Origin of the sequence: Caballeronia sp., assembly GCF_049581465.1 — a bacterium.
GTDB lineage: Bacteria > Pseudomonadota > Gammaproteobacteria > Burkholderiales > Burkholderiaceae > Caballeronia.
Window position 1 is genome coordinate 1 of the sequence record NZ_JBAUSA010000115.1, and the last position, 6,753, is coordinate 6,753.

Below are 6,753 nucleotides of genomic sequence, written 5' to 3' on the forward strand. Positions count from 1 at the left end.
TACGCCGGATCAATATCGCGAATATGCGGATGTAGCCCGCCGATACGGCTTCTACGCGTCGCGCGGATCGGATTTCCACGGGACGGGCGAGGGCCGTATCGACCTTGGCCAGTTGCCGCAGCTTCCCGCGGATCTCAAGCCGATCTGGGACTACCTGACTTAGTACCTAACTTAAGCCCACGCCGAGTCAGCACGATCCGATCGATTTGCGGTTATTCTCGCGGTTTTAGCGGCGTCCGTTCCGGCGACGCCGCTTGATCGCGCGTCGCAACGCCCGATCAAGCGAAAGCGCGAACGAACCTGCTGAAACGCCCATCGGCGCGACAGCATTTACGCGACCCCATCGATCATTCCGGCTAACCGCTACGTTGAATCGTTATGTCTCAATTTTTTCGAATTCATCCGGACAATCCGCAGCCGCGCCTGATAAACCAGGCGGTGCAGATCATCAACGACGGTGGCATCGTCGCGTTGCCGACCGATTCCAGCTACGCGCTTGCGTGCCATCTCGACGACAAAAACGCGGTCGAACGCATTCGCCGTATTCGCCAGCTCGATGAGAAGCAACTTCTGTCGTTGCTGGTGCGCGATTTGTCGGAACTGGCGAATTTCGCGATCGTCGACAACCGGAATTATCGTCTGATCAAATCCGTGACGCCGGGTCCTTACGTGTTCGTGCTGCAGGCGACCAAGGAAGTGCCGCGGCGCTTGTCGCATCCGTCGCGCAAGACGATCGGCCTGCGCGTGCCGCACCATGCAATTACGCTTGCATTGCTGGAGGCGCTTGGCCAACCGCTGCTTGGCTCGACGCTGATCCTGCCACCCGACACCCACCCGCTCAACGACGCCGAAGAAATCCGTGAACGGCTGGAACAGCAGATTGATCTTGTCATCGACGCCGGCGCGTGCCCGGCGGAGCCGTCGACCGTGATCGATCTTACCGGCGATGTGCCGGTGCTGGTGCGCCCGGGCCGCGGCAGTCTCGAACCGTTTGGCCTGACACTGGATGCGACGCAATGACACTACAAAACTGACCGCTTGATGCTGGGTCAGTGAGTTGCTTTATAAATTGGCTGCACACGCTACCGCCGTGCCCGACGCTCGCGAACCTTGGCATGTGAGAAGCCCGCATGGCGCGCCCTGATTGGCGCCACAACTGCTTGATACAATAGCGAGCTATGGATTCCTCCCTGATACAAACCATCGCGGTCTACGCGCTTCCCGTGATCTTCGCGATTACGCTGCACGAGGCTGCTCACGGCTACGCGGCCCGACTTCTTGGCGACAACACGGCCTACGTTCTTGGCCGAGTGTCGGTCAACCCGATGCGCCACATCGACCCGATCGGCACGCTCGCCATTCCCCTGATCCTTTATTTCGCGACGAGCGGCGCGTTCATGTTCGGCTACGCCAAGCCAGTGCCGGTGGCCTTCGGCAACCTGCGCAATCCCCGTTGGGGCAGCTTGTGGGTCGCTGCCGCCGGGCCAGCATGCAACTTCGTGCAGGCGCTGATCTGGGGCGTGGTCGCGGTGTTGTTCGCGGCCTTCAACGTTGATGAGCCATTTCTGACCCGCATGGCCGCGGCGGGCGTCGGCGTGAACCTGGTGCTCGGCGTGCTCAACCTGTTTCCGCTGCCGCCGCTCGACGGCGGGCGCGTACTGATGGCGTTGCTGCCCGTGCGTGCTTCAATCATGTTCGCGCGGCTCGAACCGTACGGTTTTTTCATTGTGATGGCGCTTGTCGTAACCGGCACGCTGACGCGTTTCTGGCTCGGACCGCTGGTGAGCGCCGCGTATATTGCGGTGTCGGCCGTCCTGAATCCCCTTGCTTCGCTTCTACAATAAAGCCATGTTCCCTGATCGTATCTTCTCTGGCATGCGGCCGACCGGCTCGCTGCACCTAGGCCACTATCACGGCGTGCTCAAGAACTGGGTGCGGCTGCAGTCCGAGTATCCGTGCTTTTTTGCGGTCGTCGACTGGCACGCGCTGACGACCCACTACGAAACGCCCGAAATCATCGAGAAGAACGTCTGGGAAGTGCTGATCGACTGGCTCGCGTCGGGTATCGATCCGGCACAAGCCACGCTCTTCATCCAGAGCCGGGTGCCGGAACACGCCGAACTTGCCCTGCTGCTCGGCATGAGCACGCCGCTCGGCTGGCTTGAGCGGGTTCCGACCTACAAGGAGCAGATCGAGAAGCTGAAGGAAAAGGATCTGACCACGTACGGCTTTCTCGGTTATCCCGTGTTGATGGCGGCCGACATCCTGCTGTATCGCGCGTCGCTCGTGCCGGTGGGCGAGGATCAGGTGCCGCACGTCGAAATGACGCGCGAGATCGCGCGCCGCTTCAACTATTTGTACGGCCGCGAGAAGGACTTCGAGGAAAAGGCCGTCGACGCCGCCAAGCGGCTTGGCGGCAAGCGTTCGAAGCTGTATCACGAACTGCGTGTGGCGTATCAGCAGGAAGGGGACAACGAGGCGCTCGAACAGGCGCGGGCGATGTTGCAGGAATCGCAAAGCCTGTCCATGAGCGATCGTGAGCGGCTGTTCGGATACCTCGAAGGCGCGCGCAAGATCATCCTCGCCGAGCCGCATGCGCTGCTGACTGAAGCGTCGCGCATGCCTGGCCTCGATGGCGCGAAAATGTCGAAGTCGTATGGCAACACCATCGGCTTGCGCGAAGATGCCGCGACCATCACGAAGAAAGTCCGCACCATGCCAACCGATCCGGCCCGCGTCCGCCGCACGGATCCGGGCGATCCGGACAAGTGCCCGGTGTGGCAACTGCACCAGGTCTATACCGACGAGGCGACCCATGAATGGGTGCAGAAGGGCTGCCGCACCGCTGGAATCGGGTGTCTCGACTGCAAGCAACCGGTCATCGAAGGGATCCTGCGCGAGCAGCAGCCCATGCTCGAGCGCGCGCAGAAGTACATGGACGACCCGTCGTTGGTGCGCGCGATCGTGGCCGACGGCTGCGACAAGGCGCGCAAGTTCGCGGTGGAAACCATGCGCGACGTTCGCGACGCAATGGGCCTTTCCTATAACTGATGCAACCGATGCCGACGTTCGCGCCGCATACGCCACCCACATCCGCCAGTGCGTGGATCGAGCAATGGGCGCATCTGGTGGGTGCGGGCGGTGCCGTGCTCGACGTCGCATCGGGAAACGGCAGGCACGCGCGCTATTTTGCATCGCGCGGGCACGCGGTGCTGGCGCTGGATCGCGACGCCGCAGCGCTCGCGAATCTCGATGGCGTGGCGCACGTGACAACCCGCCAGGCCGACCTGGAAGACGCGAGTTGGCCGCTCGCGGCCCATGAAAAATTCGCTGCCGTCGTGGTCACGAACTACCTGCATCGCCCCTTGTTCCCGTATTTCGTCGACGCCCTCGCGCCCGGCGGCGTGCTGCTCTATGAAACCTTCGCCGCGGGCAACGAGCGATACGGCCGGCCATCGAATCCGGCGTTCCTGCTCAACCCCGGCGAGTTGCTCGAACTAGCAAAGGGAACAAACGGAGCCAGCGGCCCGCTGCGAGTTATCGCTTATCAGGATGGATTCATCAGCGTTCCACGTGCATCCTGTGTGCAACGCATTTGCGCTGTGCGCGAACCCGCGTTCGCCCAATCAGGGATTACCGAACGTAACAACGTAGTCGGGCCGGATCGTTACGTCCTGCCGGGCTAATCCGCTACAATCGCGGTTTACCGATCAAATTCATAGCGTTTCATGACAAACGGAACACACGGCGGCATTCAGATCCGCGGCAGCATTCCTGCAATCGTCACACCGATGCACGAAGACGGCAGTCTCGACCTGCCGGCGTTTCGAAAGCTGATCGATTGGCATGTGGAAGAGGGCACGAACGGGATTGTCGTTGTCGGTACGAGCGGCGAATCGGCCACGCTCTCCGTCGAAGAGCATGTGCTGATGGTGAAGACCGCCGTGGACCACGCGGCGAAGCGCTTTCCGATCATCGCGGGGGCGGGCGGCAACTCCACATCCGAGGCCGTCGCGCTCGCCAAGGCTGCGAAAGAAGTCGGCGCGGACGCCACGTTGCAAGTCGTGCCCTATTACAACAAGCCGACGCAGGAAGGCATGTACCAGCACTTCCGCAAGATTGCGGAGTCTGTCGACTTGCCTTTGATCATGTACAACGTGCCCGGCCGGACAGTCGCCGACATGAACCACGAGACCGTGCTGCGCCTCGCTGGCGTACCGGGCATCGTAGGTATCAAGGAAGCGACGGGCAATATTGACCGCGCCGCGCACCTGATCAAGCATGCACCGGCGCACTTTGCGATCTACAGCGGCGACGATCCGACTGCCATCGCGCTGATGCTGCTGGGCGGCCACGGCAATATCTCGGTCACCGCCAACGTAGCGCCCCGTGCAATGAGCGAGATGTGCCGCGCAGCGCTCGCGGGCGACGCTATTACCGCCCGCAAGATCCATTTGAGCCTCTTGTCGTTGCACAGGCAAATGTTTTGCGAGTCGAATCCGATTCCCGTGAAATGGGCGCTCGCCGCGCTCGGTCGCATGGAAGGCGGGATTCGCTTGCCGTTGACGCCGCTTGATGCCCGCTATCACGATGTCGTACGTGACGCCTTGCGCGAAACCGGCCTGCTTGCCTGAAGGTTTGCGGCGGTGCGTGGCCCGAAGTCCAGGCGCGCGCCACCCAGGCCGGGTGATGGCTCGCAAGAGCTTTAGCCTTTCCGTGTCATCAACCGTCGTTCATCGACCCGTTTCCGGCTTCGCTTCGGGTTTGTTCTCCCACGGCTTAGCTCCCAGGCAACGTGCATTCAGCAACACGAAGGACCCAATGAAACGTTCTGCATTATTCACTCACGCTTGCCGCCTGAGCGTGTTGTCGCTTGGAATTGGCACCCTCATCTCGTTGGCCGGTTGTGACACCTTGAACGACTGGCTCGCGCCGGATCGCGTCAATTACAAGGGCGCTGAAACTGCGCCAACTTTGACGGTTCCGTCGGACTTGAGCCCGGCCGTCATTAGCCAGAATTATGCCGCGCCGCCCAAGCTGAACACGCTTGGCGGTGCTGCGCCGCGCGCGCTGACGCCGGCAGGCAACGCCACCGTCGGCGTGCCTTCACCGCAAGATCCGTTTGGCATGCACGTCGAAAAAGATGGCGATCGCCGCTGGCTGGTGGTCGATGGCCGTTCGCCCGACCAGTTGTGGCCGCAGTTGCAGGAATTCTGGGAAGAGAACGGCTTCACGCTCAAGACCGACGCACCCGCCACCGGCATCATGGCGACGGACTGGGCCGAAAACCGCGCGAATATTCCCGACGACTGGTTCCGCAACAGCGTGGGCAAGCTGATCGACTTTGCTTATTCATCGGGTACCCGGGACCAGTTCACCACGCTCGTCGAGCGCGGTGCGACCAATTCCACAGACATCTCCATCAGCCACAGCGCCATGGAAGAGGTGATGACAGGCCAGGACAAGACCTCGTCGAAATGGGAAGAGCGGCCGCGCAATCCGGCGCTCGAAGCCGCGTTTCTCGCGAGGCTGATGCAAAAATTCGGCTTGACGGACGCACAGTCGAAGCAATTGCTCACCGACGCCGTTCCGGCCGGCGCCAGCGTCTCGCTGGACCAGGCGGGGGGCAGTTCCACGCTCGATCTCTCCGAGCCGTTCGATAGCGCGTGGTTACGCGTGGGTCTGGCGCTGGATCGTACGAATTTCACGGTCGACAATCGTGATCGCGCGAAGGGTCTGTATTACGTGCGCTATTCAGATTCCATGCAGGAACTGAAGAAAGACGGGCTGCTTGGACGTCTGTTCAGCGGCGGGACGCCGAAACCGACACGTGAGTTCATGGTCAATGTGCGTCCGAAGGCCGACGCGATCACGCAAATTGCCGTGGTCGACGCAAACGGCGCAATCGACAATTCCACCGACGCACAGCGCATCGTCTCGTTGCTGCACGCGCAGCTGAACTAGGTTCGCCGCGTATGCGCTTTGCCAGTCTCGGCAGCGGCAGTGAAGGCAACGCGCTGCTTGTCGAGTCGGTGAGCGGCACGACCACCACGCGCGTGCTGCTCGACTGCGGTTTTTCGGCAAAGGAAGTCGTGCGCCGGCTTGCCCGGCTCGGCGTTGGCCCCGATCAGCTCGATGCCATCCTCATTACGCACGAGCATGCAGATCACATTGGCGGCGCGCTGACACTGGCGCGCAAGTGGTCCATTCCGATGTACATGAGTTGGGGAACGGCACGTGCAGTAGGCGCGGACGAAGCACCGGTCGAGCTGAACGTGCTGTGGGGCGACGAGAGCGTCGCTGTGGGCAATCTGGAGGTGTGTCCCTACACGGTGCCCCACGATGCGCGCGAACCGCTCCAGTACGTCTTCTCGGACGGCGTAAGCCGCTTGGGGGTGCTGACCGACGTCGGTGTTGCTACGCCTCACATCACCAGCGTGTTGAGCGGTTGTGACGCCCTGGTGCTCGAGTCGAATCACGACGCAGCCATGCTCGCCTCAAGCCGCTATCCGGCTTCTTTGAAGGCGCGTATTGGCGGTATGCATGGTCATTTAAACAACGACGCCGCGGCCGGTATTCTCGCGTCGCTCGATCGCTCGAAGCTGCGTCATCTCGTGGCCGCTCATCTTAGCCAGGAAAACAACCTGCCCGAACTCGCGCAAGCGGCATTCGCCGCCGTGATAGGGGGCTCGTTGGCCGACGTGGTCGTCGCGACGCAGGCCGACGGCTTTGACTGGCTTTCGCTATAAAAGT

General features: G+C 61.7%; 7 protein-coding genes and 1 pseudogene. All 8 read left to right on the plus strand.

Annotated features, from left to right (window positions below; translation table 11 throughout):
- Nucleotides 1–163: pseudogene (locus WCA53_RS02835) on the plus strand (phosphatase); the annotation flags it as partial.
- Between the two features lie 215 nt (nt 164–378).
- The gene (locus WCA53_RS02840) at nt 379–1,020 is read left to right on the plus strand and encodes an L-threonylcarbamoyladenylate synthase (protein ID WP_423905248.1); all 642 of its coding nucleotides are present in this window, start codon (nt 379–381) and stop codon (nt 1,018–1,020) included.
- Between the two features lie 158 nt (nt 1,021–1,178).
- Complete coding sequence (locus WCA53_RS02845; protein ID WP_423905250.1) at nt 1,179–1,844, plus strand: site-2 protease family protein; 666 nt, start codon at nt 1,179–1,181, stop codon at nt 1,842–1,844.
- 4 nt (nt 1,845–1,848) lie between these two features.
- Nucleotides 1,849–3,051: a tryptophan--tRNA ligase gene (locus WCA53_RS02850; protein WP_423905252.1), complete on the plus strand. Its 1,203-nt coding sequence runs from the start codon at nt 1,849–1,851 to the stop codon at nt 3,049–3,051.
- Nucleotides 3,052–3,059: 8 nt separating this feature from the next.
- Entirely contained in the window at nt 3,060–3,686 is a 627-nt protein-coding gene (locus tag WCA53_RS02855) for a class I SAM-dependent methyltransferase (RefSeq protein ID WP_423905254.1), read from the plus strand.
- Nucleotides 3,687–3,728: 42 nt separating this feature from the next.
- Nucleotides 3,729–4,634, plus strand: coding sequence for a 4-hydroxy-tetrahydrodipicolinate synthase (gene dapA, locus WCA53_RS02860; protein WP_423905256.1), 906 nt, complete (start codon nt 3,729–3,731; stop codon nt 4,632–4,634).
- A 187-nt stretch (nt 4,635–4,821) separates the two neighbouring features.
- Nucleotides 4,822–5,964 (plus strand): outer membrane protein assembly factor BamC, encoded by a 1,143-nt coding sequence (bamC, locus tag WCA53_RS02865; RefSeq protein WP_423905258.1) that lies wholly within the window; start codon nt 4,822–4,824, stop codon nt 5,962–5,964.
- A gap of 11 nt (nt 5,965–5,975) precedes the next feature.
- Complete coding sequence (locus tag WCA53_RS02870) at nt 5,976–6,749, plus strand: MBL fold metallo-hydrolase (RefSeq protein WP_423905260.1); 774 nt, start codon at nt 5,976–5,978, stop codon at nt 6,747–6,749.
- Nucleotides 6,750–6,753 lie beyond the last annotated feature (4 nt).